The organism is Thermophagus xiamenensis, assembly GCF_900112795.1.
Classification (GTDB): Bacteria; Bacteroidota; Bacteroidia; order Bacteroidales; family Marinilabiliaceae; genus Thermophagus; species Thermophagus xiamenensis.
In genome coordinates this window covers 47298-73399 of sequence record NZ_FONA01000016.1, presented here as the reverse complement: position 1 = coordinate 73399, position 26102 = coordinate 47298, and the positions used below count along the sequence as shown (strand labels likewise).

At 39.9% G+C, this 26102-nt stretch carries 20 protein-coding genes; 6 read left to right on the top strand and 14 right to left on the bottom strand.

The window, feature by feature from the left end:
• Nucleotides 1–123: 123 nt before the first annotated feature.
• From BM130_RS10565 to BM130_RS10555, 3 genes are all read left to right on the top strand, one after another.
• On the top strand, nt 124–831 hold the full coding sequence (locus BM130_RS10565) for a Crp/Fnr family transcriptional regulator (protein ID WP_010527583.1): 708 nt from the start codon (nt 124–126) through the stop codon (nt 829–831).
• A gap of 841 nt (nt 832–1672) precedes the next feature.
• Complete coding sequence (locus BM130_RS10560) at nt 1673–3322, top strand: AMP-binding protein (RefSeq protein WP_010527584.1); 1650 nt, start codon at nt 1673–1675, stop codon at nt 3320–3322.
• A gap of 107 nt (nt 3323–3429) precedes the next feature.
• Complete coding sequence (locus BM130_RS10555) at nt 3430–4239, top strand: MBL fold metallo-hydrolase (protein ID WP_010527585.1); 810 nt, start codon at nt 3430–3432, stop codon at nt 4237–4239.
• A gap of 25 nt (nt 4240–4264) precedes the next feature.
• Here the strand turns inward: BM130_RS10555 and BM130_RS10550 are convergent, their stop codons facing one another.
• The 7 genes from BM130_RS10550 to BM130_RS10520 form a co-directional block, all read right to left on the bottom strand.
• On the bottom strand, nt 4265–4756 hold the full coding sequence (locus tag BM130_RS10550) for a dihydrofolate reductase (protein ID WP_010527586.1): 492 nt from the start codon (nt 4754–4756) through the stop codon (nt 4265–4267).
• 1 nt (nt 4757) lies between these two features.
• Nucleotides 4758–5552 carry a thymidylate synthase gene (locus tag BM130_RS10545; protein ID WP_010527587.1) on the bottom strand — a complete coding sequence of 265 codons (795 nt, stop codon included), beginning with the start codon at nt 5550–5552 and terminating at the stop codon, nt 4758–4760.
• A gap of 100 nt (nt 5553–5652) precedes the next feature.
• Nucleotides 5653–6753 (bottom strand): endonuclease/exonuclease/phosphatase family protein, encoded by a 1101-nt coding sequence (locus BM130_RS10540; protein ID WP_044138662.1) that lies wholly within the window; start codon nt 6751–6753, stop codon nt 5653–5655.
• Nucleotides 6754–6764: 11 nt separating this feature from the next.
• Entirely contained in the window at nt 6765–7655 is an 891-nt protein-coding gene (locus BM130_RS10535; protein ID WP_010527589.1) for a rhomboid family protein, read from the bottom strand.
• Between the two features lie 9 nt (nt 7656–7664).
• Nucleotides 7665–8528 (bottom strand): rhomboid family intramembrane serine protease, encoded by an 864-nt coding sequence (locus BM130_RS10530; RefSeq protein WP_010527590.1) that lies wholly within the window; start codon nt 8526–8528, stop codon nt 7665–7667.
• Nucleotides 8529–8608: 80 nt separating this feature from the next.
• On the bottom strand, nt 8609–10480 hold the full coding sequence (gene mutL / locus BM130_RS10525) for a DNA mismatch repair endonuclease MutL (protein ID WP_010527591.1): 1872 nt from the start codon (nt 10478–10480) through the stop codon (nt 8609–8611).
• 76 nt (nt 10481–10556) lie between these two features.
• Nucleotides 10557–10886, bottom strand: coding sequence for a hypothetical protein (locus BM130_RS10520; protein ID WP_010527592.1), 330 nt, complete (start codon nt 10884–10886; stop codon nt 10557–10559).
• Nucleotides 10887–11409: 523 nt separating this feature from the next.
• Here BM130_RS10520 and BM130_RS10515 point away from each other — a divergent pair.
• The 3 genes from BM130_RS10515 to BM130_RS10505 all read left to right on the top strand — a co-directional run bounded on the left by BM130_RS10515 (nt 11410) and on the right by BM130_RS10505 (nt 14433).
• Nucleotides 11410–12948, top strand: coding sequence for a YifB family Mg chelatase-like AAA ATPase (locus BM130_RS10515; RefSeq protein ID WP_010527593.1), 1539 nt, complete (start codon nt 11410–11412; stop codon nt 12946–12948).
• A gap of 118 nt (nt 12949–13066) precedes the next feature.
• Entirely contained in the window at nt 13067–13741 is a 675-nt protein-coding gene (locus BM130_RS10510) for an inorganic pyrophosphatase (RefSeq protein ID WP_029626593.1), read from the top strand.
• A gap of 11 nt (nt 13742–13752) precedes the next feature.
• A complete protein-coding gene (locus tag BM130_RS10505) occupies nt 13753–14433 on the top strand; it encodes a 2-C-methyl-D-erythritol 4-phosphate cytidylyltransferase (RefSeq protein ID WP_010527595.1) in 681 nt (226 codons plus the stop codon).
• 1 nt (nt 14434) lies between these two features.
• Here the strand turns inward: BM130_RS10505 and BM130_RS10500 are convergent, their stop codons facing one another.
• The 7 genes from BM130_RS10500 to BM130_RS10470 form a co-directional block, all read right to left on the bottom strand.
• Entirely contained in the window at nt 14435–15520 is a 1086-nt protein-coding gene (locus BM130_RS10500) for a 3-oxoacyl-ACP synthase III family protein (RefSeq protein ID WP_010527596.1), read from the bottom strand.
• Between the two features lie 17 nt (nt 15521–15537).
• Nucleotides 15538–16326 carry a UDP-2,3-diacylglucosamine diphosphatase gene (locus BM130_RS10495; protein ID WP_010527597.1) on the bottom strand — a complete coding sequence of 263 codons (789 nt, stop codon included), beginning with the start codon at nt 16324–16326 and terminating at the stop codon, nt 15538–15540.
• 338 nt (nt 16327–16664) lie between these two features.
• Entirely contained in the window at nt 16665–17084 is a 420-nt protein-coding gene (locus BM130_RS10490; protein WP_010527598.1) for a DoxX family protein, read from the bottom strand.
• Between the two features lie 58 nt (nt 17085–17142).
• Entirely contained in the window at nt 17143–19689 is a 2547-nt protein-coding gene (locus tag BM130_RS10485; protein ID WP_010527599.1) for a cellulase family glycosylhydrolase, read from the bottom strand.
• Between the two features lie 107 nt (nt 19690–19796).
• Nucleotides 19797–21485, bottom strand: coding sequence for a DUF8037 domain-containing protein (locus BM130_RS10480; protein ID WP_010527600.1), 1689 nt, complete (start codon nt 21483–21485; stop codon nt 19797–19799).
• Nucleotides 21486–21497: 12 nt separating this feature from the next.
• On the bottom strand, nt 21498–23087 hold the full coding sequence (locus BM130_RS10475; RefSeq protein WP_010527601.1) for a RagB/SusD family nutrient uptake outer membrane protein: 1590 nt from the start codon (nt 23085–23087) through the stop codon (nt 21498–21500).
• A gap of 20 nt (nt 23088–23107) precedes the next feature.
• Nucleotides 23108–26056 (bottom strand): SusC/RagA family TonB-linked outer membrane protein, encoded by a 2949-nt coding sequence (locus BM130_RS10470; protein ID WP_029626595.1) that lies wholly within the window; start codon nt 26054–26056, stop codon nt 23108–23110.
• Between the last annotated feature and the right edge of the window lie 46 nt (nt 26057–26102).

Sequence of the window (26102 nt, the reverse complement as noted above, 5' to 3'; positions counted from 1 at the left end):
TATTTTCATATATACACATTATTGCATAATTTACACATATATTATCTTTCTTTTTATATTTGTATAATAGTTAAAATTAATAAAGAGGTCATTTTATAATGTTCTATCTTTTATTTATGTACTATGAAGAAATCCCAAGAAATATTCAGCCCTGAAACCATTGATTTAAAATCGTTTGAAATCTTCAATGGCTTAACCTCAGAAGAATTGGAAAAGCTCAACCAAAATTTGGTTTGCAAAAGTTTCAAACGAAGCTCTGTAATATACAATGAAGGCAGTCGCATTAACGGTGCCTATATTGTAGTAAGTGGAATTTTAAAAATATATAAAACCGGCTTCGACGGCAAAGAACAAATTATTCGTTTTGCCAAAGAAGGAGATTTAATCGGGTTTCGCTCAATTGTCAGTCAGGAATTAGCCTGCACTACCGCTGAAGTCATACAGGATGCAATACTTTGTTATTTCCCCGGAGATTTAATGACCGACTTCATCAAAAAAAACCCGGAATTTGCCATGGCTCTCATGCGTCTTACTTGCCGGGAACTTGGAGAATCCAATAAATATCTGACCGACATCGCCCAAAAAACAGTTCGAGAACGTCTGGCAGAAGTGCTGTTACTGCTAATGGATACCTTCGACCTGGATGAAAATAATACCTTACAAATAACCCTTACGAGAGAGGAGCTGGCCAACATGGTAGGTACGGCTACTGAATCTGTAATTAGACTTTTATCGGAATTTAAAGCAGACAACCTCATCGAATTAAATGGTAGAAAAATTAGACTTTTAAATATTCCAAAGCTCATCAAGATTGGAAATGTTTACGTCTAAACAAATAATAAAAAACAACTTGCTACAACAAAAACATATACTAAGGCAGAAGAAACAGGTAAAAGGTAGAAAGGGATTTGTTCATTAGGCTATTGTATTGCCAATAACAGGGAGAAACAGAAAATCACCCCAATCATTAAAACCAAAAATTTAGAACTAGAGAAATAGTATTCCTGTTCAACTTGGGTAAAATGTGAATTTAAATTTATACGAATTAACAAATTAATCTCAGACCTCAATTGCCTTATGACAATTAAATATCCAATTCACCACATTTTCTTTTTGCTTAACTTTAAGATATTTTATTGCAGTCAATAAACAAAGGTCCCCCATTAGAAATACACAAAACCTAAATTGAAAAGCCAGTAACACAACTTAAATTCACCTAAGTATTGAAATGTTTGGTCAATTAAAAAAAAAGTTTGACTTTTGCCCTTCCGACAAATTGCTATAATGGTCATTTTTAAGTTGATCAGCCTTTAGTGTAATATGATTAAGTGTTTTAATTAAGAATGGTGGACTCAAACAAAATATCAAGTAGTTGAAACGAGCGTGAAAATGTAAAATTATCATCCCAAAACCGATGTATGACATAAACCATGGGAGGTTTCATAAGACCAGGTTATAATTTTATAGAAATGAAGGTGTAAGCCAACAAATTCCCACCGGAATCATTTTTCAATAAATACCTCAGCCTGTTAGTGGCAATTGCTTATCTTTATCCAACCTTTCTTCAAACATTGCCCTATCCTAATTTACAAATCACAGATAAGCCAACCAAAACAGGCTTAATGAACTATTTTCGTTGAATCAAAATTCAACGATTTAAACACAGAAAATTATGGAAAAGAACGGATACATAGGATTGGTCAAATCTGCCATAGAGAATTATAGTGATCTCCCTGCTTTAAGTGATTTTAAAGGAAACACCCTCACTTATGGGGAAGTAGGGCAATCAATTTACCGATGCCATCGGGTTTTCAATTTACTTGGCATAAAACCCGGGGATAAGATCGCCCTTATCGGCAGAAACTCAAATAACTGGGCACTGGTTTACTTAGGCACGGTTACTTATGGGGCAATTGTGGTGCCTATACTTCCCGATTTTAATCCTTCGGATATTAGCCACATCGTTAACCACTCCGAATCGCTTCTATTATTTTCAACCGACCAAATATTTGACAAAATTGATGAGACCAGCATGCCTAAACTCAAAGGTATCATTTCAATTAATGATATGTCGGTACTGGTCGACAATAATGGTAAGGTAAAAAAAGCCATTAACAAGGCACGCGATGAGGTAAAAGCTAATAACAGCCATCCTGTTACGGGAAAACTTAAATTTTGCAATCCCAAACCCGACGATATTATGGTACTGTCATATACATCGGGCACCTCCGGATTTTCTAAAGGCGTTTTACTCCCTCACAGAAGTATCTGGTCAAACGTTCAATATGCCCGTGACACCTTCGACATTGTCCCCGGCGAACGAATTGTTTCCTTTCTACCCCTTGCCCATACATATGGTTGCCTATTCGAATTTTTATGGCCCTTCACCGAGGGTTGTCATATCACTTTCTTATCCCGGACCCCTTCACCTCAAATTATTACTGAAGCCTTTAGAAAGGTAAGACCACATTTAATCCTTTCTGTACCTCTAATCCTGGAGATAATATTTAAAAAACAAATTCTTCCCAAACTTGAAAAATCGTCCATAAAAGCCTTACTCAAAGTTCCTCTGGTCAACAAATTTATTTATGGCAAAATAAAAAATAAATTATCAGAAGTTTTTGGTGGGGAATTTCGAGAAATAGTTATTGGCGGGGCGCCATTAAACAAAGATGTTGAACTCTTTTTGCGTAAAATAGGATTTCCCATAACTGTAGGTTATGGGATGACCGAATGCGGACCTCTTATTAGCTATGCACCCTGGGATGAGACCAAACAACATTCGGCCGGCCGCATTGTACATCGAATGGAAGTTCGTATCGACTCCAGCGACCCGTACAACACTGTTGGTGAAATACTGGTAAAAGGTGATAACGTTATGATTGGTTACTATAAAAATAAGCAAGCCACCAACGAAATTTTGGATGAAGATGGATGGCTTCACACAGGTGATTTAGGCTTGTTGGATAAAGACAACTTCATCTATATCAAAGGAAGAAGTAAAAATATGATTCTCGGACCTTCGGGTCAGAACATTTATCCGGAAGAAATTGAAGCAGTTATAAATAACAAGGAGTATGTTCATGAATGTCTGGTCAGAGAAGTCAATGGTAAGCTAGAAGCATTAGTTTACCCTGATTATGAAGCTGTGGACGCTGAAAAACTTAGCGATAAAGACCTTGAGAAGATTCTTCAAAACATAAAAAAAGAAGTTAACCAGGAACTTCCGGCCTTTATGAACATTTCCAAAATTGTACTTTTCCCGGAAGAATTCGAAAAAACACCTAAAAAAAGTATTAAACGATATAAGTATACCTCATAAAGGTAACTGCGCCCATAATTTTAACAATAACTTGAAAATAGCGCTGTTTCTCCCACTTCCTGAATTTTCCTGAGAGAGACCAACCTTTTCACACAATTTATTACGTTATGGAAATTACCGTTTTAGTTGAAAATTTGGCTTACAAGCAAGGGACAAAGGGGGAACATGGTCTTTCGATACTTATAAAGGTCAATAATAAAAATATTCTATTTGATACAGGACAGAGCGGACTGTTGGTAGAAAATGCAAAAGCCATGAATATCGACCTTTCTGCCATCGATATGGTAGTTATCAGTCATGGCCACTACGACCATACCGGAGGACTTGAAGCTTTTTTCGAAATCAACAAAAATGCTCCTGTTTATCTTAAGCCTCAAGCTTTCGAAGAGAAGATGTCTCTTACGACCGGAAAACCTCGTTATATCGGCCTGGACAAAAAGGTTATCAAAAAATACGCATCTCGCTTTAAAACTATAAATGAAACCAAAGAAATTGCTCCCGGCCTAACCATTGTTACCCAAATCAATTCATATTATCCTTTTGAAAAAGGTTCATCCAACATGATTGTCGAGAAAGGCGGACAACAATTTAAAGATCCTTTTGACGATGAACTTTTTATGGTTTATGAAGAAGGTGAAAGTTTAACGGTTTTTACCGGTTGTGCTCACCGAGGCATTGCAAATATTTGCCGAACGGCCATAGACGTTTCCGGGGGAAAGAAAATAAAATCGGTATTGGGAGGTACACACCTTAAAAATGCCTCCCACGAAAGAATAGTTCAAACACTTAAGACCTTAGAAACGTTCGATATAGACAATTATGGATTATGCCATTGTACCGGGCTCCAGGCCTTTATGCAGTTCTCTCAACAGTATAAAGATAAAGTCAAATATGCTCACGTAGGCACCCACTTTTAATGCATGGGAGAAAAACCGTACCGTCCTATCGACGAATGTAATTGATATAACTATAAGAAAAACCTGATTTTACATCGGTAAACGGTCCTTCTCTAATTTCAATTCGCCATAGCTCTTCACTAATTTTCGGAAACCAGGTATCAATTTCTTCAAAACGGTAATGAATCAATGTCAAATAAATATAATTGGCTTTACTAAGAAAAAGACGATAAATATCCCCTCCACCAATTACAAAAACTTTTTCCTCAGGAGCACATAAATTGTAAAGCTCGTCAGGAGAATGAATTATTTCACACTTATCTGCAATAAAATGTTGCTGACGAGTTAACACCACATTTCTTCGATTGGGTAAAGCACCCTTTGGAAGAGCTTGAAAGGTCTTCCGCCCCATAACAATGGTATTACCAACCGTTAATTCTTTAAACCGTTTCAGGTCGTCACGAATATATGCCGGTTGGGTTCCATTAATTCCAATACCATTATTTTCATCAACAACTACAATTAAAGACAAAACCATACTAAACAGAAATTTCTCCTTTTATATGCGGATGTGGGTTATAATTACTGAGCGTGAAATCATCAAAATCGAACTCATCGATATTTTTCACGTTTGAATTAAGGGTCATCGTAGGCAAAGGTCTTGGTGAGCGGGTCAGCTGAAGCTTAACCTGCTCAATATGATTTAGATATATATGAGCATCCCCTAAGGTATGAATAAATTCTCCGGGCTGAAGTTCAGTAACCTGAGCAACCATCATGGTTAAAAGGGCATAAGAAGCAATGTTAAACGGAACCCCCAGGAAAATATCTGCACTGCGTTGATAAAGCTGACAACTTAACTTTCCATTGGCCACATAAAACTGGAAAAGAATATGACAAGGTGGGAGGCGCATTTCATCCAGCTGCCCAACATTCCATGCACTAACAATATGACGTCTGGAATCAGGATTGGTCCGTATTGAATCAATAACTTGCTGCAACTGATCTATATACCCGCCATGATAATCGGGCCACGATCGCCATTGATAGCCATAAATGGGTCCCAGATTACCCTTTTCATCTGCCCAAGCGTTCCAGATGCGAACACCATTGTCCTGTAAATATTTAACATTGGTGCCGCCCTTTATAAACCACAAAAGTTCATAAATGATGGATTTAAGATGTAATTTTTTGGTAGTAAGCAAAGGAAAACCCTGTTGCAAGTCAAAGCGCATCTGATGGCCAAAAACACTAATGGTGCCGGTTCCGGTACGATCGGTCTTTCGGACACCTTCATCTAACACCCTTTTTAAAAGCTCTTTATATTGTTGCATTTTAATTTATTGTTATTGTTGAGAATAATTCAATTATCTATTTAACAATGAAATAGGAAAGACTTTTCCGGCACATTAAAAAAATTAATAAGCAGGGCTTCTATTTCTTTGGGTCTAAAATCAATAACGTTGAAATAGGAAAATGGTCCGAAAAATCAATTCTATATTTTTCAAATCCATATGATTCAAATTCCTGATCGTGAAATATATAGTCAATTCTTAATGAAGGAAGCCGTCCATTATAAGTTCCTCCAAATCCGGTGCCCGATTCCCGAAAAGCATCCTTTAAATTTCCTCTCATTTTTCGGTATACGTAAGAAATAGGGGTATCGTTAAAGTCGCCGCAAACAATCACCGGGTACGGGGAATTAGTTACATGATTGGAAATTCGTTCGGCCTGGGATGAACGCTGCTTAAACGCTCTTACCATTTTACGCACAATTTCTTTTAATCCATCTTTTTGCCGGGGACCTAGCTCAATCGTCAAGCTGTCAATTACATTAAAATCTTGACTTTGAAAACCTATGGATTCCAGATGATTATTAAAAACTCTGACCACCTTCCCGTCAATATTAATATCGGAAAAAATAGCCATGTTTTTACTCTCACTAAAATTAAGCTTTCCCTTATTAATAATAGGATACTTAGAAAATGTAGCAATACCGTATCCGATGTTTTGCCCGGAATAGTCTCTATACTCCACATGGGCATAGTCAAATTGTCCTAAACGAACCCTCACAAAATTTGGATCATACCCATCTTTCCTTTTCGATGTAAAAAATTCCTGTACACATAAAATATCGGGATTGGCTTTCCCGATAAAATCATAAAATAAAAAAGGCATATCAGGTAATTGAGAAAACCGATAAAAATCAAACATCCGCACATTAAAGGTCATTACCTTAATGGTATTTTGATTCTCTTGCGAAAGAGACTTTCCTTTTACCTGAAATACATTTTCCCAATGATTCCATGTTAATACCAAGACCAACAAGGGAATAAAAAAATAAAAACTTTTTCGGACAACATGAACACCTAATATCAAAAGGTTAAAAAGCCACAAGGCCGGAAACAAAAACCCCAGCAGTGCCAATATATATATTTTACCCGGACTGAGATACACCGGTACCACCGAAACCAAAAGCAAAATCGCAGAGACGAGCGTTATAAAAAATGATATGGATTTAAATAATCGTTTCAAAGGACTTCGATTTAATTCTCTTTACTGGCTTTAAATAAAGTTTCTTTCTCCTCTTTCGATAAACTGTCGTAACCGCTATTTTTAATTTTTTCCAAGATACGATCCAATTCCTTTTGTCGCCTAATTTTTTGAGCATTATATTCCATATCGGAAAGTGGCCGCCGGTAAGTTACTTGCATATGTGAACGCTTTCTGAATAGGCCGCCCACCTGAGAGGCCAGTCTGTCAAAGTAATTCCCTTTAATTTTTCCTTCAGATAATTTCCAACCGTAATATAGTCCTACAAGAGCCCCGCCAATATGAGCAAGATGACCGCCGGCATTGGCCATCCCTGGGATACTTACCAAATCAATCAGAAAGGCTACCAATGCCAAATATTTCAGTTTTACCGGTCCAATCAAAAACACATAAACAACAAAATTAGGATTGACTCTGGCTACAGCAAATAAAATAGCCATCACCGATGCCGAAGCTCCCAACAGAATGGAACCCCCACCGCCGGGATAAAACGCAGGCAAAAAATTAAATGCCAGAAGGAAAACCAAAGCACCACCAATGCCGCCTAAAATATAAATCGTTAATAATTTCCCTCCATCAATCAAATCAACAAACAACCGACCAAACCAATAGAGATAAAGCACGTTGAACAGCAAATGAAAAAAATCGTAATGTAAAAACATATAAGTCAGAAGAGTCCATGGACGTAACAAGAGGGAAAGAGGATTTGAAGGAACGGAAAGCCAACTCACAACAACATTGGCAAAAGTTGAACCAGCGCCAAAAAGCAGAAGCATAAGTTGTAACAACTTTATGACCACAAACAGGCCAACATTTACATAGATGAGTTTGGTCAGGATGTTTCCCTCCCTATAAGAAGCCTTTATCTCATTCCAGATGCTCATATCCAAATATTAATAATAAATTCCTCGATTTTTCCAGTATTTGATAAGAATAAACCCAAATAACATGCCACCCAGATGAGCCCAATGGGCCACATTGTCCATAGAAAAATTACGAATACCCATAAATAACTCTATTAACCCGTAAATTATCACAAAATACTTGGCTCGTATGGGAATAGGTGGGAACAAAAGCATCAGTTGAGTATTTGGGAACATCATGCCAAAAGCCAGCAGTATGCCAAAAACAGCACCCGATGCACCCACGGTCACAAAACTGTTAAGATAGTCATGTCGATATTGAACCAAATAATCTTTTGAAAGAGCAATTGCACGATCGGGATCCGTCCCAATTAATTGATTATAGCTTTCCACAAACTGATTGAAATTATATTTCATTTCATAAGTCATGGGCTGAAGGTGCTCGTCCAAAAAAGCCTTTAATGCATCAGGCGAAGCATTATTAAGATAATGAGTAATGGCGTTGGTCATGGGCACCACTTCCAAATATTGCGTAAAAACATGCACCACGGCAGCACCAATACCTGTCACAAAATAGTATATCAGGAACCGTTTGGTACCCCACACCATTTCAAGCATTCGGCCAAACATAAATAAGGCAAACATATTAAAAAAAAGATGAAAGAAAATGATGCCTTCGTTTGGCGAATAATAAGCATGCAGAAACATGTAGGTCACCAACTGAAACGGATTGAAAGCATCCGCGGTGGGAAGATGAAGCCCCAGGTAATCTTCAATAGCAAGGCCAAACGTACTAAAAAATACCAAGCTGGCCAGATAAAATATCACATTGATAATTATCAGATTCTTAACAGCGGGAGTCATGCCGCCAAAAGAAGAGGTTCCTAAATTCATTTTCTTTTTCCGTATACATTAACAATATTAAATGGTAGCATTTAAACAATTTGAATGCCACATTTCAAGCATCTATTACCTCAACAAAACCGTTTTTCCAGCTCTTCATTATCGACAATAGTAAAAACCGGTTTCCCATCGGGAGTATAATTGGGCGAATTACAAAGAAACAAATTATTGATTAATTCCGCCATTTCGACCTGTGTTAATACCTCGCCCGGCGGCATACAAGCATTTTTGGCCATAACAAGCGCTATATTTTCCTTAACTTCCTGCTGCGGGTCCACTTCACCGCTTTTAAAAGCAGCAAGCAATGCATCAATAACTTTTGACGCATCAATATTTCTTAACAATGAGGGCTGGCCTAAGATAGCAAAGGTTCGCTCTTTCGTTTCTTTTAGTTCAAAACCAAAAATCCGCAATTCATCCAATATTTCTCTGAGCAATATAGCATCTTCTTCACTAAAAGTTAGTTCTTCCGGGAAAAGTGAATGTTGAGAAACAGATGCCTCAGACCGAATATTTTTTATAAACCCCTCATACAATATACGTTCATGAGCCCTTCTCTGGTCAATTATCATTATTCCTGACTTCACAGAAGTAATTATATATTTATTCTTTACCTGAAAATAGAGGGCTCCGGCGTCCATATTTTCACCCAGGCTAACCTCTTCAGAGTCATCATACTCACGGTCCTCATCACCATTTTCTTTAGATGGCAGAATCAACGTATCGGAAGTTGAATCATCTTTGTTACCAGCACCAGATTCAAAACCTTCATAAAGCGACTGCCAGTCAGATGGAATTTGGGGGGCATGATTGTCCGGATTACCCCTCACCTTGGTGTTAAAAGGGTTATATTCAGGATTAATATGAACCGTAGGTTCAGTTACCGGACCTTCTTTCTGAACAGAAGGTATTTGAACCTCAGCAGCGTCATAAAAATCTATTGAAGGAACCATATTAAATTTTCCGAGAGCTTCCCGCACGGCTGCAACAACAATTTTCCAAACTGCCCGCTCATCCTCAAATTTTATTTCGGTTTTTGTAGGGTGAATATTCACATCAATAATTTGAGGATCAACCTCAAAATACAAAAAATATGGTGGACAATGTTCTGCAGGCACCAAATTTTCATAGGCAACCATCACCGCTTTATGAAAATAGGGGCTGCGCATATACCTGTTATTTACAAAAAAATATTGGTCACCCATAGTTTTTCTGGCGGAACGGGGTTTCCCTACATAACCTTTAATTTTAACAATGGAAGTATCGGTCTCAACCGGCAAAAGCATGGAATTGGCATGTGTTCCAATAACCCCCAGGATGCGCTGACGTAAATTGGAAGGAGGAAGGTTAAAGATTGTCTGTTCATTATGAACCAAAGAAAAAGCGATAGAAGGGTGAGCCAGGGCAATTCTCTGAAACTCATTGACAATATGTCGCAATTCAGTCGCATTGGTTTTCAAAAACCGTCGTCGGGCCGGCACATTGAAAAACAAGTTTTTAACCATAAAATTACTGCCAGGGGCACAAGTCACCTGCTCTTGTGATTCAACCTTCGACCCGGCAATTTCTATTTTGGTACCCAACTCTTCGCCATGAAGTCGTGTTTTTAGCTCTACCTGAGCCACCGCGGCAATAGAAGCCAGTGCTTCACCTCGAAAACCCATTGTACGAATGGAAAACAGATCTTCAGCCTCCTTTATTTTTGACGTGGCATGCCGCTCAAAGGCCAAACGGGCATCGGTTTCAGACATCCCGCAACCGTTATCAATAATCTGAATTAACGTACGTCCTGCATCCTTAATAATAACTTGAATTTCAGTGCTGCCGGCATCTACGGCATTCTCTACCAACTCTTTTACTACAGAAGCTGGTCGTTGAATAACTTCACCTGCAGCTATCTGATTAGCAACCGAATCGGGAAGTAATTGGATAATATCTGACATGGAATTTTCTTCTCTGATTTTGTTTTTTCACTCAAACCTTGCGAGAATCTCCTAAAATCAACGGCAAAGAAAAAGTTTACATGAAAAATTGCTCATACCATTGATAAGCCGAATCCATCAAATAATAAAACAAAGCTATTAATAGTATAAGGATAATAATCAAGCGTAAATTGGATTTTTTCCGCTCACTTCTGGTAACTTCAAAATGAGACTTTATCCGACGGCGCATGCCGCCTCTGATTCTTTCAGCATAGGCTCTGTTTTCTTGCCCTTCTTCCTTAGATAGACCCAACTCTTTCCGAATCCGACGCTCCCGCTCTTCCCTCTTCTCCTTTGCCGGATCGTAATAAATCGGATCATAATCAAACCTCCGATGACTTGGTATTTTGAAAAATATCAATCTCATAAAATGGTCTTTAGTTCCATAAAAGATACAAAAATAATAAATAACAATAATTCTTTAGTGATTTATTCCTCTAATGGCCATCATAAGTACAAAAGTCAATAATCCTATTTCCCTTTTTAACGGACCAATAATCATAAAGTAAAAACCCACTTCTCTTTTTTCGTATAAAAATTAGTTATTCCCCTGAAATACCGGCTCTTAAAAACAGACATTAGCATTAGGCAATCAACACTAATCACTAATGACTGTTGACTAACCACTAGAAACTTCTTCTACCTTCGGTCTGAGTACTTCTGCCTAAATATATTTTATACCTGTTCTTGTTGTAGCAAATCCGTTTGGTCATGCTCGTTTTATCCCTAAAAAACTATACTTTACACCTATTAAACCTCTAACCCATTGTACTTGTTTAAATTATTTTCATATTTTGGTTTCAAACCAAATAAGCACATATACGAAAATCAAAAAGACAAACTTTATTAGTCAGATTTTTTTATTTAACTTTCTGTTCAAAAACTTAACCATGCTAATAAAAACTTTCGGAGCTGCTGTAACAGGTATCGATGCCATAACCATAACCATCGAAGTAAATGTTACCCGAGGCATCAAGTTTTTTTTGGTCGGATTGCCCGATAATGCAGTAAAAGAAAGTCAACAGCGTATTGAATCGGTATTTAAAGAGACGGGCTTCAAATGGCCGGGGAAGCGGATAGTGGTCAACATGGCGCCTGCCGACACCCGGAAAGAAGGATCTGCCTATGATTTACCAATTGCCGTGGGCATTCTGGCAGCCGATGAACAGATCAAATCTTCTCGTATAGGTGAATATATGATGATGGGAGAACTATCGCTCGATGGCTCGGTACATCCCATTAAAGGCGCCTTACCTATAGCCATTAAAGCCAAGGCCGACGGTTTTAAAGGCTTCATAGTACCACGTGCCAATGCACGTGAAGCCGCGGTGGTTAAAGGACTCGAAGTTTATGGTGTAGATTCATTCAATGAAGTGGTGGATTTTCTTACAGGTAATAATCCTCTTCATGCAGAAGTGGTAGATACTAATGCAGAATTTCTCAGAGAGCAAGCTCGTAGTGATATCGACTTTGCCGATGTAAAAGGGCAGGATACCGTTAAAAGAGCCCTGGAAGTGGCAGCCGCAGGAGGACATAATGTATTGATGGTTGGTCCTCCAGGAGCCGGAAAATCAATGTTAGCCAAACGATTACCAACCATCTTGCCACCGCTTTCGCTTGACGAAGCCCTCGAAACAACCAAAATACACTCTGTAGCCGGAAAATTGGGTGGACATATTTCACTCCTTACTCGCAGGCCTTTCCGTTCTCCACATCATTCTGTATCGGACGTAGCTTTAGTGGGTGGAGGCTCGTATCCACAGCCCGGTGAAATTTCGCTGGCTCATAACGGGGTACTTTTTCTGGATGAATTACCAGAATTCAAGCGTAGCGTCCTCGAAGTAATGCGTCAACCTTTGGAAGATCGCACCATCTCTATTTCCCGCGCACGTTTCAGCGTTAATTATCCCGCCAGTTTTATGCTGGTAGCCAGCATGAATCCCTGCCCTTGTGGTTATTATAACCATCCCGAAAAAAAATGTGTCTGTAGTCCCGGTGTGGTCCAGAAATATCTGAGTCGTATCTCCGGACCTCTGCTCGACAGAATTGACATTCACATCGAAGTAGTTCCCGTACCCTTTGACAAGCTGACTAACCAGCAGCCAACTGAAACCAGCCATGCCATCAGAGAACGGGTCATCAAAGCCAGGGCTATTCAAACCGAACGGTTCAAAAAAATAAAAAATGTTTATTGCAATGCACAAATGAATAGTCGTCTCTTAGCCAAATATGCCACTCCCGACAAAAACGGACAGGCTATATTAAAAAATGCCATGGAAAAACTTGACCTCTCAGCTAGAGCTTATGATCGTATACTGAAGGTGTCACGTACCATTGCCGACCTGGAAGGAGCTCAAAACATTGAAGCCCATCACGTAGCAGAGGCTGTACAATATAGGAACCTCGACAGGGCTTCGTGGGGTGGGTAAAACTCTTTTTATTAACTTTGCATCTTTTTAAAAATTAAATTTCACACAAATAAAATTTTTTAAACATATAAACTGTTCTTAGCTATAAACTATGACCAAAAAAACAAAAGATCGCATTATGTCTGCAAACAGCTTAATGGATCCAATAGGAAGACTTATGGGATTAAGATATAAATCACATCCATGGCATGGTGTGGATATTGGAGATAAAGCACCCGATATAGTCAACTGCTTTATAGAAGTGGTGCCTACAGATACTATTAAATACGAAATTGACAAAGTAAGTGGATATTTAAGGATTGACCGTCCTCAAAAATATTCAAACGTTGTTCCGGCCCTTTATGGTTTCATTCCTCAAACTTATTGCGGTGATTTAGTTGGTGGTTTTTGTGCTGAAAAAACCGGAAAAAAAGAAATCAAAGGCGACGGTGATCCCCTGGACATTTGTGTTCTTACCGAAAAAGATATCACCCATGGGGATATCATTGCTGAAGCAATTCCAATTGGAGGATTGCGAATGATTGATGGCACAGCCGCGGACGATAAAATAATTTCAGTCTTGAAAGGGGATGTGGTATATGGCAATTTTACAGATATTTCGGATTTACCGGAACTAGTTACTCGCCGATTAAAACATTATTTCCTTACATATAAAGACATGCCGGGCATGAATAGGGAATCAGAGATAACGCATGTGTATAACGCAGAAGAAGCCCGTGAAGTGATTCGTTTATCGATAAAAGATTATGAAGCTCGATTTGAAGATTTGAGAAATGCCTTGTCCAAATATTAAAACTTCATAAAATGCCGGGGGGAGAATGTGTTATTATTGTAGCGGGCGGACAAGGCCTTCGAATGGGCGCCGATATTCCTAAGCAATTTATACCCATAGGTCAACGACCTATTTTAATGCATACCATAGAAAAGTTTCTCAGTTGGAATAACAGCCTCAAGGTAATATTAGTGCTGCCTCAAAATCAGTTTTCTTATTGGGAATCCTTATGTCGTAACTATGATTTCACTCAAAAACATATCCTTGTTGCTGGTGGTGAAACCCGTTTTCATAGTGTAAAAAATGGTTTGCAACATATTGGAGATTCACAGTTGATTGCAATTCACGACGGAGTACGCCCTTTTGTTTCTCAAGAAACTATAGAACGCTGCTTTTCTGCTGCAGATGAAAAAGGAGCTGCAATTCCTGTGATTAACGTATCAGAATCATTAAGAAAAATAGAAAAAAATGGCATAGCCAGCGTTGGACTAAAACGTTCTGACTACAGATTAGTTCAGACTCCTCAGGTATTCAAAAGTTCTATTATTTGCAAAGCTTATGAATTAAATTATAACGATGCATTTACCGACGATGCATCAGTAGTTGAAGCAGCAGGTTTCCCAATCTTTTTGGTGGAGGGTAATCTTGAAAATATCAAGATCACCACTCCTTTTGATTTAAAAGTGGCTGAAGCCCTGATTAACAAAACATAAATTAAGGCATTCGATACATAAAGGCATTGATATTCATCCCAGCTCCCACGGAAGTCATCATCACATAGTCCCCCGAATTCAATGAATGTCCTTCTAATTTTCCTTTTACAACTAAATCATAAAGTGTTGGTACCGTTGCCACACTGCTGTTGCCAAACGAGCGAATTGTCATCGGCATAATACTATAGTCGACATTTTTTTCGCCATATAATCTAAAAATTCTTTTCAGGATAGCTTCATCCATTTTGGCATTGGCCTGATGAATCAATATTTTGCTCACATCTTTCAGATGCAAGTTATTTACTTCAAGACACTCCTTGGCAACAAGAGGAACATAGGTAAGACCATAATTATATACCTTTCGGCCCAGCATCTTTACATACTTAGGTCCCCTTTTTAGTTCAGGATTATAAGATTCCCCCATTTTCAGGAGGTTTAAATGTTCTTCGGTATCAGTTCGCGCCACATGTTTCAACAAACCAATAGGTTCATCACTTTCTACAGCCTCGAGTACAACCGCGCCTGCTCCATCACCGAAAATTAATGAATCTCGATCATGAGGATCCATCGCTCTGCTCAGAGTATCGGTACCAATTACCAATGCACTGCGCGCATCTCCCGATTTCAAATAGTAATTAGCTTGAATCATTGCCTGAGTCCAACCCGGACAACCAAAAGTAATATCATAGGCAATAGTTCGAGGATTTTTTATGCCAAGTTTTTGCTTAATTCGAGAAGCGAGAGTTGGCATAATATCAGGATAGAGAGTCCCGCTTTCCATATCGCCCAGGTTATGGGCGACAATAATATAATCCAATTTTTCGCGGTCGTAATTGGCATTTTCTAGAGCTGCTTCAGCGGCAAATGTCCCCAAATCAGAGGCAACATGCTGCTCGTCAGCCAATCGACGCTCTGAAATGTCGGTAATTTGTTCAAACTTTATCACTATTTCATTTCCAGGAGTTTCTATCTTGGTGCCATCTGCATTCAAAAAATTCCTGTCCACAAATGCACTATTGGGTAATGAAATAGGAGGCACATAGCTTCCTGACCCCTTTATTACTGCATACAATTTTGAACCACCCATAATTGATAAGCTGTTTTTTAATTTTTGAAATGCTTTAACTCAAAAGTTTTTCCGTCCCACACGGCATAAGTAAATAAGCGAACCCAGTCACCTAAATAACAAACTCGACTATGGTTTCCTATTGGGAGATCAATGGCCACATGACGATGTCCGAAAACAAAAAAGTCAAAATGTTCCTGCTTAAGTATCTCTTTAGAGAATTTTATTAACCATTCATTTTCCTCGCCCTGGAATTTGGCCAATTCAGAATGTTGGTTACGCTCTCTGCTTTTACGTGACCAAAAACGCGCCAAAGCAACCCCCAGGTCGGGATGTAACCACCGAAACAATCGTTGAGCCATGCGATTAGTAAAAACCGCTTTCAAACGTTTATAACTTTTCTCATCAGGTGTTAAACCATCACCATGAGCCATATAGAATTTTTTATTGTGAAGAGTCGTAACATAGGGTTCAGTATGAACCACAACTCCCATTTCCCGAGGCAGATAATCAAAAACCCAAATATCATGGTTGCCGGTAAAAAAATGAACTGATATCCCGGCATCGGTCAATTCACATAGCTTTCCTAAAAAACGCGTTTGACCTTTAGGTATAACGTGTCTATACTCAAACCAAAAATCAAAAATATCACCCAGAAGGTAGATTTCATCAGCATCTTCTTTAATTTGGTCGAGCCATCTTACAAATCGCTTTTCGTGTTGGCGATAATCTTTTATGGTCGGTGCTCCCAAATGCACATCTGACGCAAAGTATATGTTTTTTTTCTGCACCAAAACGAAGTAACTTTTAATAATTTCAGCGGGCAAAGATATCTTTTTTTAATTGGATTCACCAAAAAGACTATAGTGTTATAACCTCTTAGACTCAATCGAATTAGTAGGTCAAAAATTCAAAACATCTTTCCTTCACCCAAAAAATCTCTTTAGAGCATTATTAACAAATAATATACAAATTAAAACAATAACAAAATAGGTCATCCGGAATTTCTCCGAATAACCTATTTCTTAATCGACATGCATTTAGCCTCAAGGCTTATAATTCATTAATTTAACCTATTAATAACTGTATTTCCAAGGCCAAATTATTCGTGGTATTCATTTTACCACCAAGAATTAAAACATTTATTTTTAATTAATTCAACCACTTATCTACGTCGTCCCCCAATTGCATCAACCGAATACTTTCCTGATCCAAGGAAAAATATAGCGGCAAAACCTAAAAGGTATAAAAAGGCAAATTCTTTACTGGCACCGCCACTGCCGGCAAATAACGGATCACTCAAATGAACAATGAAAACAGCTGTAGCCATGGTAATCATTAAAGGAATAGTAGCCAATCGAGTTTTAAACCCGATAAGCACCATTATTCCGGCCACAAATTCAGCCAGTGTTGCCAATACCAGGTTAACTGTTGGACTAATGCCGAAAAGTGCAGGAAACTGGATATTCCCCGACAAAAGCATTTGCAATTTACCTAAGCCATGACCAAAAGCTATAAAGAATCCAAATCCAATCCGCAATATCAATGCTGCCAAATCTTTGTCTTTTTTGATTATTGTTTTCATAACCTTTAATTTTTTAGATTTCTTCAAAAGAACTAAAAAAAGATTGTTTTGTTCAAAACTACTCCAACCATATCTTATGCAATCCAAATTGCAGATTTGTAGACTCATTATTTAAAAGAGAGATCCTTACAATTTCAATATTATGAATATCAAATGGCACCTGCTCATTTATATTTACATAATAGGGAAGAAAAGAAGGAAAGGCACGAGGTATCAGAACAAATTTTCCGGGCTGCATAGTTTGAAGGGGGATTTTGTATTTCTGATCTGAACGATTCAATTTTATCACTTTACTTCTAACAGAGCCGTCGCTTGTGACCAACGCAATTTCCAATTCGGGTTGATCGTCTCCTAAGTTCTGTCCTTCAACCATCAAATAACCTTTTTCATTAAGAAGAGTCCTTAAGCCCTTAATGTCGTTGCCGAAATAATATCTCAAAGTATGAAGCGGCAATCCATCAAATTCCCTCGTTTCAGGCAATGAAATTTGGTATAGGAGATAATCGCCGTTGAACGAGGGTTTCAGATCAACATTCCCCACTCCGTCGGATAGGGTTCTAGGCCAATGATTCTCGGCTTTCCAAAGAAGAATCGGGGTTGTGGCTGGCAAAAAATCTATATGAAAGTTTTTTTTCGCAACAAAATCCCAGTCATCCGGTTTCCCCTCCAAGTTCGAAGGGTATGTCAACCAACGGTTTTCTTCCGTTTTTATTGAAATAAAATAGTCCACTCTTCCCGCCTGGGTCAACTCTGCCGGTAACATGGCCTGATAAGTGTTGCTTCCTGTTTTAAAAGCCGATATCTCGATGGTACGCCTGTGACGTTTAATAAAAACCTTTACTTGCTTAGGCAATTGTGAGGCAATGATTTTAAAGGATATGTATGCAGAATCAGCAACTATTGCCCTGGGTGGCGTCAGGTTTTTAATGACGATTGTATCTAAATTGGTATCAGGCGCCACATATTCATTGATAAGAATGTTTTTGTAGGAGTCGGTTGGATTAATCTTCCTCTTTGCACCCCATGCTTGAAGGATGAATACACCCGGTGAAACCATCAATTTACCGTTGACGCATTTTAATTCATTATTGGCGGAAGGTGCAATTTTTTGAGCCGAAAAGTTTTCTCCCAAATCGGGAAGTATAATTTGCATCTCATGTAAGGAATGATTTACCGCAGCTTTTTGATGATTAGGGCTAACCGGAGAATAAGGGTCGTCCAACCAGTAAGCATCTGGCATTACCTCGAGTCGCCAAATGCCATTCCCCAATTTATCAAGAAAATAGGCGCCCGTCCCCGAATACTTCACCAGAGGAGAGCATCCAAAACCTGCAATTTCCTTCAGATGTTCCGGCGCAGGAGGTTCGGAACGGGTGTGGTTGGAATAGAAGAAACGGGTTTCCGACAAATATTCCGCCAGATCCTTTTCATAATTGACCCTGAAGCCTTCAAATCGCGTGTTTTCGGGATAGCTGCCAAAATCCTTCTTCATAGGCACTTCATGAAATACGGCTGAAGCAATTTTCAGACTAATGGCCTTTTGTGGAGCATAAGGCAAGCTCATAAAATGGGTTCCGTAGTTGGTGTTATAAGGTGCCAAAAACATGGCGTCGTAAGCAAACTGAGTGGCCAGTTGAAACCCCGCCTCCCTAAAGGTTCTCGCCATTGCAGGATAGATATAATTACCGGACACATCGGCAGGATCAAATTCGTAAATTATTTTGGCCTTGTTTTTAAATCCGGGATGTCCGGCAAAAGGAATAACATATTTATCAACATAAGGAAGAAAGTTTCCCCGTAGTGCATGGCCGGCCACCAACCCGGAAGGATACCACTGGAATGTTCCGCCCTGAATATCGGCTTCCAGATAGGCATCCACCAAATGGATACTGTGGCTCATGTTATAGAAAATCGGTTTTTGTGTGCCAGTATATCTCATGGCCTGCACCATTTTATTTATGTATTCCCGAACCTCCTTCTTAGGTTGATGATGATGAGGCTCATTGGATATTTCGAAGGCAATTACGTCAGGATCCTCTTTATAAGCCAATCCGGTATAGGGATTCACATGGTTAAGAAATTGTTTCAGATAACGTTGCTGAGCCATTATGGCATCCGGATCGGTTAAACAGGCTGCTTTTCCGTACCGGTGGGAAAAACCGGGGGTCTCCTCATCTGGCTCCGGCCAGCCATTACCCCAAAAAGCAATCGGGGTGATAATAAATTTCATACCCCGTTTTTTCATCTCCTTTACGGCAAAATCAAAGAGACGTAGATGCTCATTCTCCAAAAGATTGCCAACGGAATCAGAAATTTCGGTATCCCACACATGCACCCTAAAAAGGTCCATGTCCAGGCGGGCAAAGTGATAAACATCCTGTCTGATCGCTTCTTCATGCGAAATCCCCATCCGCATGGCCATCCGAAAAGAATGCGCAAAGGGGACGGTATAATTGATACCGAAGCCATGGATTTCCGAACTGTCGTTACTCCATCGCAATATACCTTCCCCATCCACAAAGGCGTGGCTATTATTTTGAGCAAGGAGAGAAAAAAGAGTGAAACAATTCCAAAGCAAAATCAATAAAAAAAGTTTAGTTCGCATGAGAATAATTTTTTAGAAAATTATAAAACCCCTGGCAAAATGAATGGGATGCCAGGGGTTATTGTTTGAGAAACACACTACAATTCTTACTGTAAGTCAACCATACCTCAATTCAAGGTCATCTGGTAGGTCATATTGATTAGATCGATGGTGAGGGTATAAGTTCCGACCTGCGAATCGTCGGTTAAACTACTTCCCAGAAAATAGAGACTTCCATCTGCCCCCCCAAAATAATCATTCCAGTTATCTACCTCAGGATAAATTCGGAATCCGTAAGTGGAGGGTGTTGTGACGACAATGGATCCGGAATAGACCCCATCTCCGGTTTTGGGTATGGAAGTATTAAAATCCCAAACATCATTAAGGCCGGAAAGGTATATTTCATCTCCTAAGGGAATCAATGAATAAGTAAGGTTCTTTAAATCGGCTGTTATCAGGAAGAAACCCGGTTCCGGTGCAGGAATATTTCCATCACCGTTTTTCACCAATGAACCTTCTGTTTCACCCATGGTATAATAGTCAGCGCCCCAGTCGGCCGCAGTAAACATCTGGAACCCCCACTGTGAGTTCACATAAACCACTCCGGCATAGAGAGTATCGTTGACCTGAGGGATGTAATTGTCGAAGGTCCATCCTCCACCTGTTTCACCATCCTTAGATCCTGGTAAATAGAGATAGGGAATTTCTTCCTCTTCCTGAGGCAGATGATTGCCCTCAGTAAGACTAAAGGTCCATTGCGTCGGGTCGCTGAAATCCAGTATTAAAGTATGGGTTTCAGCAGTAGGAATTGTAAAGGTTCCCGGGGATTCGGCGATAGCCAACAGACCGCTACCTGCATCGGCAAAGTACAACGTTGTGGCAATGGCATCGACATCATTGGTACCGGTTGAAACGTTGTAGAACAAGCCATCGCAATACAAAGTGATTTGCGCGTTTTCGGTTGAAGGATCAATTAATCCGGCCCACTGATCAAACGATTTATAGTAAGAGAGGGTATCGTTTTCTTCCAAATCACCTGTTGCCACTATCTCGGGCAACCAGGTGGCACTCCAGGTAAACTCGTTGGTACTCATGGTAACAAAGTATGCACCACCATTCCCTGGGAACCAGCAATTCCACATAGTTGCTTCATCATTGGACAATTCAAAGGCCGTTCCCGGATCCGAGTCGTTACCCCATAGGGTATCATCTCCTTCCAGAAAATAGAAATTCATCCACGAAGTAGCCTGGACAAAACCACTATACTCACCATTCCAGTCCTGAGAATATAATATGCCCAAAGTATCGCTCTTATCGGTGCTAATTAAGAAAAGTTGTGACATATCAATCACATAGGGGGTAACATTCACCGAAACCACATTGCTGAATATAGGGGCTATGTTTTCGCCAAGCTGAGACTGTACTCTAAAATAAAGAGGTGACGCAACATCGGGTTCCAAACCGGCATCCTTCGCCCAGGTATTGAGTTTTGCTCCGCTAAAGGTATAGTATGAGAAGTCGGGCTCTAGTTCAACAATAGATTGGAAATCTTCGGAAGCAGAAGCCTGCAGCCTGAATACCGGAACACCGGACGGAACACCCATGGATTCATCGGTTACTGAGAGGGTACTGCCCGACCAACTCAAGGAGAGAACAGGTTCATCATCATTATCTTTGGAAAGAACAACCGAAGTTTCGGATGCTGTCAGTTCTGATGCTTCATGTCCCTTAAGGATGATCATATCCCCATCTTTTTCACAGGATGAAAGGGCCAGCACAGCCATAAAAATGATCATATATTGCTTGATACTCTTCATAGATCTATCGATTTAATAGTTTTGATTGGACAAATTGGGATTTGCCGACAACTCAGTTGCCGGGATAGGATAACGATTATATTTATCATCGACGGCCTTACCGTCTTTTATTCCTCCCTTCCATTGCCAGATGTATTTATCGGTGGTAAATGCGTCGAACCGAATGAGGTCGGTACGTCTAACCCCTTCCCAGTACAATTCACGAGCTCTTTCGTCGAGAAAGAACTTAAAGGGTATGCCATCCACGGTAGCCGTTATTTCACTTTCTGTAACTTCGGCGGCATTACGATGTCTTCGCAATTCATTCACATATTGAAGCGCTCCATCGATATCGTTACCCGAACGCACGGCCGCCTCGGCATACATCAGATAAGCATCGGCCAGGCGGAACAATGGGAAATCAGTGTCAACGCCATCGTTATTAGTGTTAGAGGCAACGGCACCGTCGTCGGTCAGATTACTCCACTTCAACACAAAATAACCACCTGTTCGATCATCAACCCCCCCATCCATATATTGATTTTGTCCTTCGGTATAAAACATGGCACGGTCATCATTTTCCATATCGAACAAAGCCGGCACTTCTCCCCTGATACGAAACATACTCCATGCACTGGCACAGCCTACGCTATCGGCCGGGGGACCATAATCGGTATCTACTTCACCACAAACCAGGTAGGTGGTAGCTCCCCAGGATACCACATATCGGCTATCTACTACCAAAGGGAAGATAATTTCATTTCCAATACCTACCCGCTTGTGGTTGTCTGCATTGAATAATTTGGCATAATCCGCTTCCAGAGCATAGCCTTCATCCAACACTTTCTGACAGTAGGTCATACATTCCTCATAATGTTCACCTGCATTATAGGTTTCAGCATTCAGGTATAGACGTGCCAGCAACATCCATGCAGCTGCTCTTGGGGCTCTCCCATAAACGGCATTTTCGGCACTAAGCATATTTTGACTACACTCAATTAACTCGGTTTCAATAAAGTCAAATATCTCTGATGCTTCCCATTGTTCAGGTAGTTTGGAACTGCCGATATATTCTTCATTCGCAAAAGGAATATCGCCAAAGAGGTCAAGCGCATGATAATAAGCCAAAGCCCTTAAAAATCGTGCTTCGGCTCGGTACGTTTTTATCTCCGTCTGTTCTTGTTCGGTGAATCCTGCTATTTTCTCATCGGTAGAATTCTTCAGGAATTCATTACACAGCGAAATGGTATAATAAGAGCGATAGTACATATCGGCTACCCATGGGTCATTGGCATCCCAGGTCAGGAACGTGAGATCTGCGGTATTATCACCCTCAATCCAGGTAGAACCAATTTCATCGGTTCCGGCCTCTTGCATATTAAAATAACAACGCATATAGTCGTAACCATTATTACTAACCAAATCAGGGTTACCACCCCCCTTTTCTTGTCCGGCTGTAACAAAAGAAGCGTAACATTTAGCCAGAGCCGAAACATAGTTGTCGGGATCGGAATAAACTGATTGGGATGTCTCCTGAATCTTTGGATATTGATCCAGGTCATCGGTACAACCAACTACTCCGCCAAATATTATTCCCAGTATAATATAAATTAACTTTCTCATTTTAAATTCTTTTTATTCGGTTAAAACTGCAAACCAAGACTTAAAGAAAATATCCTTGGACGCGGATAAAAAGAGAGATCCATCCCATTAGGGACTTCAGGATCGACTCCTGTGTACTCTGTGATGGTAAAAACATTTTGAACCATAGCAGAAGCATTAACCGCAAATCCCGGGAATATCTCACCCAAATTATAGTCTAAAACCAGGTTGTCCATTTTCAGGAAGGAGGCATTCTCGACATAATAGTCCGAGAGGTATTGTCTGCTCTGAAATCCTGTTTCCAGATAGCTTGAATGAAGGTTATTGAGCTGATAGGCATTATAGGACATGGTTCCAAAAGCGCCGGTATTCATGGCCATTCCGTTATAGACATAATTCCCGATATTGGCTCGAAGATTTGTGCTTAAGGTCCAATCTTTATAACGAATTGAAGTGCTAAATCCCAGAATATAATCAGGTGTTGGGGAATGGTAACGATACAAATCTTTGGAATTGATGAGTCCGTCATTATTAACATCGGCGAAAGCACCTTCAATTGGCTTTCCACTTTCATCATACAATTGATGATAAACGTAAAACATGTAAGGTTCATAGCCTTCTGTCAGCACCTGAAAATAATAGCTGTCAATGGTTGGTCCAACTGAAGTATTGGTGATTTCAGCATCCTCTGAAAGAGAAAGATTTTTAATTTTCTGTTTCTGCCATGCCGCATTAAAACTTACTTCCCATGTCCAGTCATTATTAGCGACAGGAATTGCATTAAAAGAGACTTCGAGCCCTTCACTATCCACATTACCAACATTGGTAAGAATGTTTTTGTCAAAGTTGGTTCCGGCAGGTGATGGTACTGTTGCCAGCAGGTCTTCGGTTTGACGGGTATAATAATCTACGGATCCTGAGAAACGATTATTGAAGAAACCAAAATCAAGCCCATAATTCCATGCTTTGGTAGTTTCCCATTTCAAATCGGCAACATAGGCTTCAGGACGATAGGTATTAATGATATCCGAACCAAAAATATATTGTGCACCCGTTTGACTGATGGTATATACCGGAATATAATTATAGTTTCCAATACCTTCCTGCTGCCCGGTAACTCCATAACTACCCCGAAGCTTTAAATTGGAAAGGATATCAAGATTGCTAAGGAATGGTTCTTCCGAAAGTCGCCAGGCCAACGCTACCGAGGGAAATGTTCCCCACCGTTGGGCATCACTGAAACGGGATGTTCCGTCACGGCGAATGGTGGCAGTTAACATATACTTTGTTGCCAATGAATAATTAATCCGGCCATAATAAGAGATTAATGCATGCCTTTGATCTGTGGCTGCAGAAGAATTTTGCACCTCCCCTAAAACATTCAGTTCTTCATAGTAGGGAGTTGTACTCTTCCAGTATTGATAATCGTATCCTGCAGTAACATCCAAGGTGCTGTTTATGGATTCCAGATCTTTATTGTAGTTCAGATAAGTGGTCAATAATCTGTTTTCTTTTTTCTCAGGACCATACTCATAATCACGTCCATTTGAAAGGTAGAATTGTGCGGCCGTTTCCGGAACATATACTTTACCCTCTCCCTGTGCATAATCATAGCCCAGAGTAGCATGAAATTTTAGCTCGGGAAGGAATGGCATAATATAATCCATATCAAAATTCCCAATAATCCGGCTAACCCTGCTTGTTGACTCATTCTGTTTTAATAATCCCACCGGATTTAGAACGGCACTAGTAACAGGGATACCATTATTGTCTATGGCTTCATTGTATCCGCCAAAATCATTTTCCCCCGAATAAACAGGGATTGTTGGATTATAGGTAGCTCCGCCCCATATGGCATCGGTATTTGCAAATCTGTTTTTGTTCAAGGATCCCTTTATACCAACAGAAAGCTTCAAATTTTCATCGAAAAAAGAGGGAGAAACCGACAGGTTTCCAGTCATTCTCTTAACATTATCAGTCTTTAATATTCCGTCCTGATTAAAATAACCGGTGGAAAAACGGAATGGAATATCTTTAAAAGTCCCCGACATACTGAAGTTATTGTCGGTCCCGTAAGCGATCTTAAAGATTTCATCGTTCCAATCGGTATTATAATCACCTAATAGTGCTTTCTGAGCAACAGAACCCTGCGTTTCGACGACGTTACGAAACTCTTCGGTAGAAAGCATATCTGCCAGTTTGGTTTTAACCTGCAATGAATGGGTGGTGCTGGCATTGATCTGCAACGCCCCTTGCGATCCCTTTTTGGTCGTTATAAGAATAACGCCGTTTGAGGCTCGTGACCCATAAATCGCCGTAGAGGATGCATCTTTCAAAACCGTCATACTTTCTATATCATTAGGATTAATCAGGCTTAGAAAATTTCCGCTATTACCACTAATTCCTCCCGGTTCAAGCGGAACACCATCCAAAACAATCAGAGGATCGTTACTGGCATTAAGAGAAGCTCCCCCTCTGATTCTAATAGTGCTTCCCGAGGTGGGTGAGCCACTGTTCGACATGATCTGTACCCCTGAAACCTTTCCGTTAATTAACTGTTCGGGCGTACTGATGATCCCTTTTTTAAAATCTTTGCTATTGACATTTGCCACTGATCCGGTTAGATCACCCTTACGCTGCTGACCGTATCCAATGACAACCACCTCATCAAAGCTGATTACATCGGGCTCCAGTTCCAATACAAGTTTTCTTTGTCCGTTAACCGGCACTTCAAGCGTTTTGTATCCGATGTAGGAAATTCTCAATACATCCGATTCATTTAAGTTAAGAATAAATGACCCGTTCACATCGGTTACGGTCCCCTGAGTCGTTCCTTGAATAAGAACGGTTGCCCCGGGTATCGTTTCTCCTGTTTTTGCATCCCGTACCGTTCCTTCAACGGTTAATTGCTGGGCATTGACCATGGTGGTTACACACCAAAGCAGAATTAAAATACCCGGCGACATCATTTTTGTTATTTTCTTTCTCATAGGAATTCTATTTGGTTTTTTGAATTTTAATCTACTTATCAAATAA

Bases quoted from the DNA above. Each gene is read 5' to 3' on its own strand.
- BM130_RS10565 (WP_010527583.1), top strand. From the start codon at position 124: ATGAAGAAATCCCAAGAAATATTCAGCCCTGAAACCATTGATTTAAAA.
- BM130_RS10560 (WP_010527584.1), top strand. From the start codon at position 1,673: ATGGAAAAGAACGGATACATAGGATTGGTCAAATCTGCCATAGAGAAT.
- BM130_RS10555 (WP_010527585.1), top strand. From the start codon at position 3,430: ATGGAAATTACCGTTTTAGTTGAAAATTTGGCTTACAAGCAAGGGACA.
- BM130_RS10550 (WP_010527586.1), bottom strand. From the start codon at position 4,756: ATGGTTTTGTCTTTAATTGTAGTTGTTGATGAAAATAATGGTATTGGA.
- BM130_RS10545 (WP_010527587.1), bottom strand. From the start codon at position 5,552: ATGCAACAATATAAAGAGCTTTTAAAAAGGGTGTTAGATGAAGGTGTC.
- BM130_RS10535 (WP_010527589.1), bottom strand. From the start codon at position 7,655: ATGAGCATCTGGAATGAGATAAAGGCTTCTTATAGGGAGGGAAACATC.
- BM130_RS10530 (WP_010527590.1), bottom strand. From the start codon at position 8,528: ATGAATTTAGGAACCTCTTCTTTTGGCGGCATGACTCCCGCTGTTAAG.
- mutL (WP_010527591.1), bottom strand. From the start codon at position 10,480: ATGTCAGATATTATCCAATTACTTCCCGATTCGGTTGCTAATCAGATA.
- BM130_RS10520 (WP_010527592.1), bottom strand. From the start codon at position 10,886: ATGAGATTGATATTTTTCAAAATACCAAGTCATCGGAGGTTTGATTAT.
- BM130_RS10515 (WP_010527593.1), top strand. From the start codon at position 11,410: ATGCTAATAAAAACTTTCGGAGCTGCTGTAACAGGTATCGATGCCATA.
- BM130_RS10510 (WP_029626593.1), top strand. From the start codon at position 13,067: ATGTCTGCAAACAGCTTAATGGATCCAATAGGAAGACTTATGGGATTA.
- BM130_RS10505 (WP_010527595.1), top strand. From the start codon at position 13,753: ATGCCGGGGGGAGAATGTGTTATTATTGTAGCGGGCGGACAAGGCCTT.
- BM130_RS10500 (WP_010527596.1), bottom strand. From the start codon at position 15,520: ATGGGTGGTTCAAAATTGTATGCAGTAATAAAGGGGTCAGGAAGCTAT.
- BM130_RS10490 (WP_010527598.1), bottom strand. From the start codon at position 17,084: ATGAAAACAATAATCAAAAAAGACAAAGATTTGGCAGCATTGATATTG.
- BM130_RS10485 (WP_010527599.1), bottom strand. From the start codon at position 19,689: ATGCGAACTAAACTTTTTTTATTGATTTTGCTTTGGAATTGTTTCACT.
- BM130_RS10480 (WP_010527600.1), bottom strand. From the start codon at position 21,485: ATGAAGAGTATCAAGCAATATATGATCATTTTTATGGCTGTGCTGGCC.
- BM130_RS10475 (WP_010527601.1), bottom strand. From the start codon at position 23,087: ATGAGAAAGTTAATTTATATTATACTGGGAATAATATTTGGCGGAGTA.
- BM130_RS10470 (WP_029626595.1), bottom strand. From the start codon at position 26,056: ATGAGAAAGAAAATAACAAAAATGATGTCGCCGGGTATTTTAATTCTG.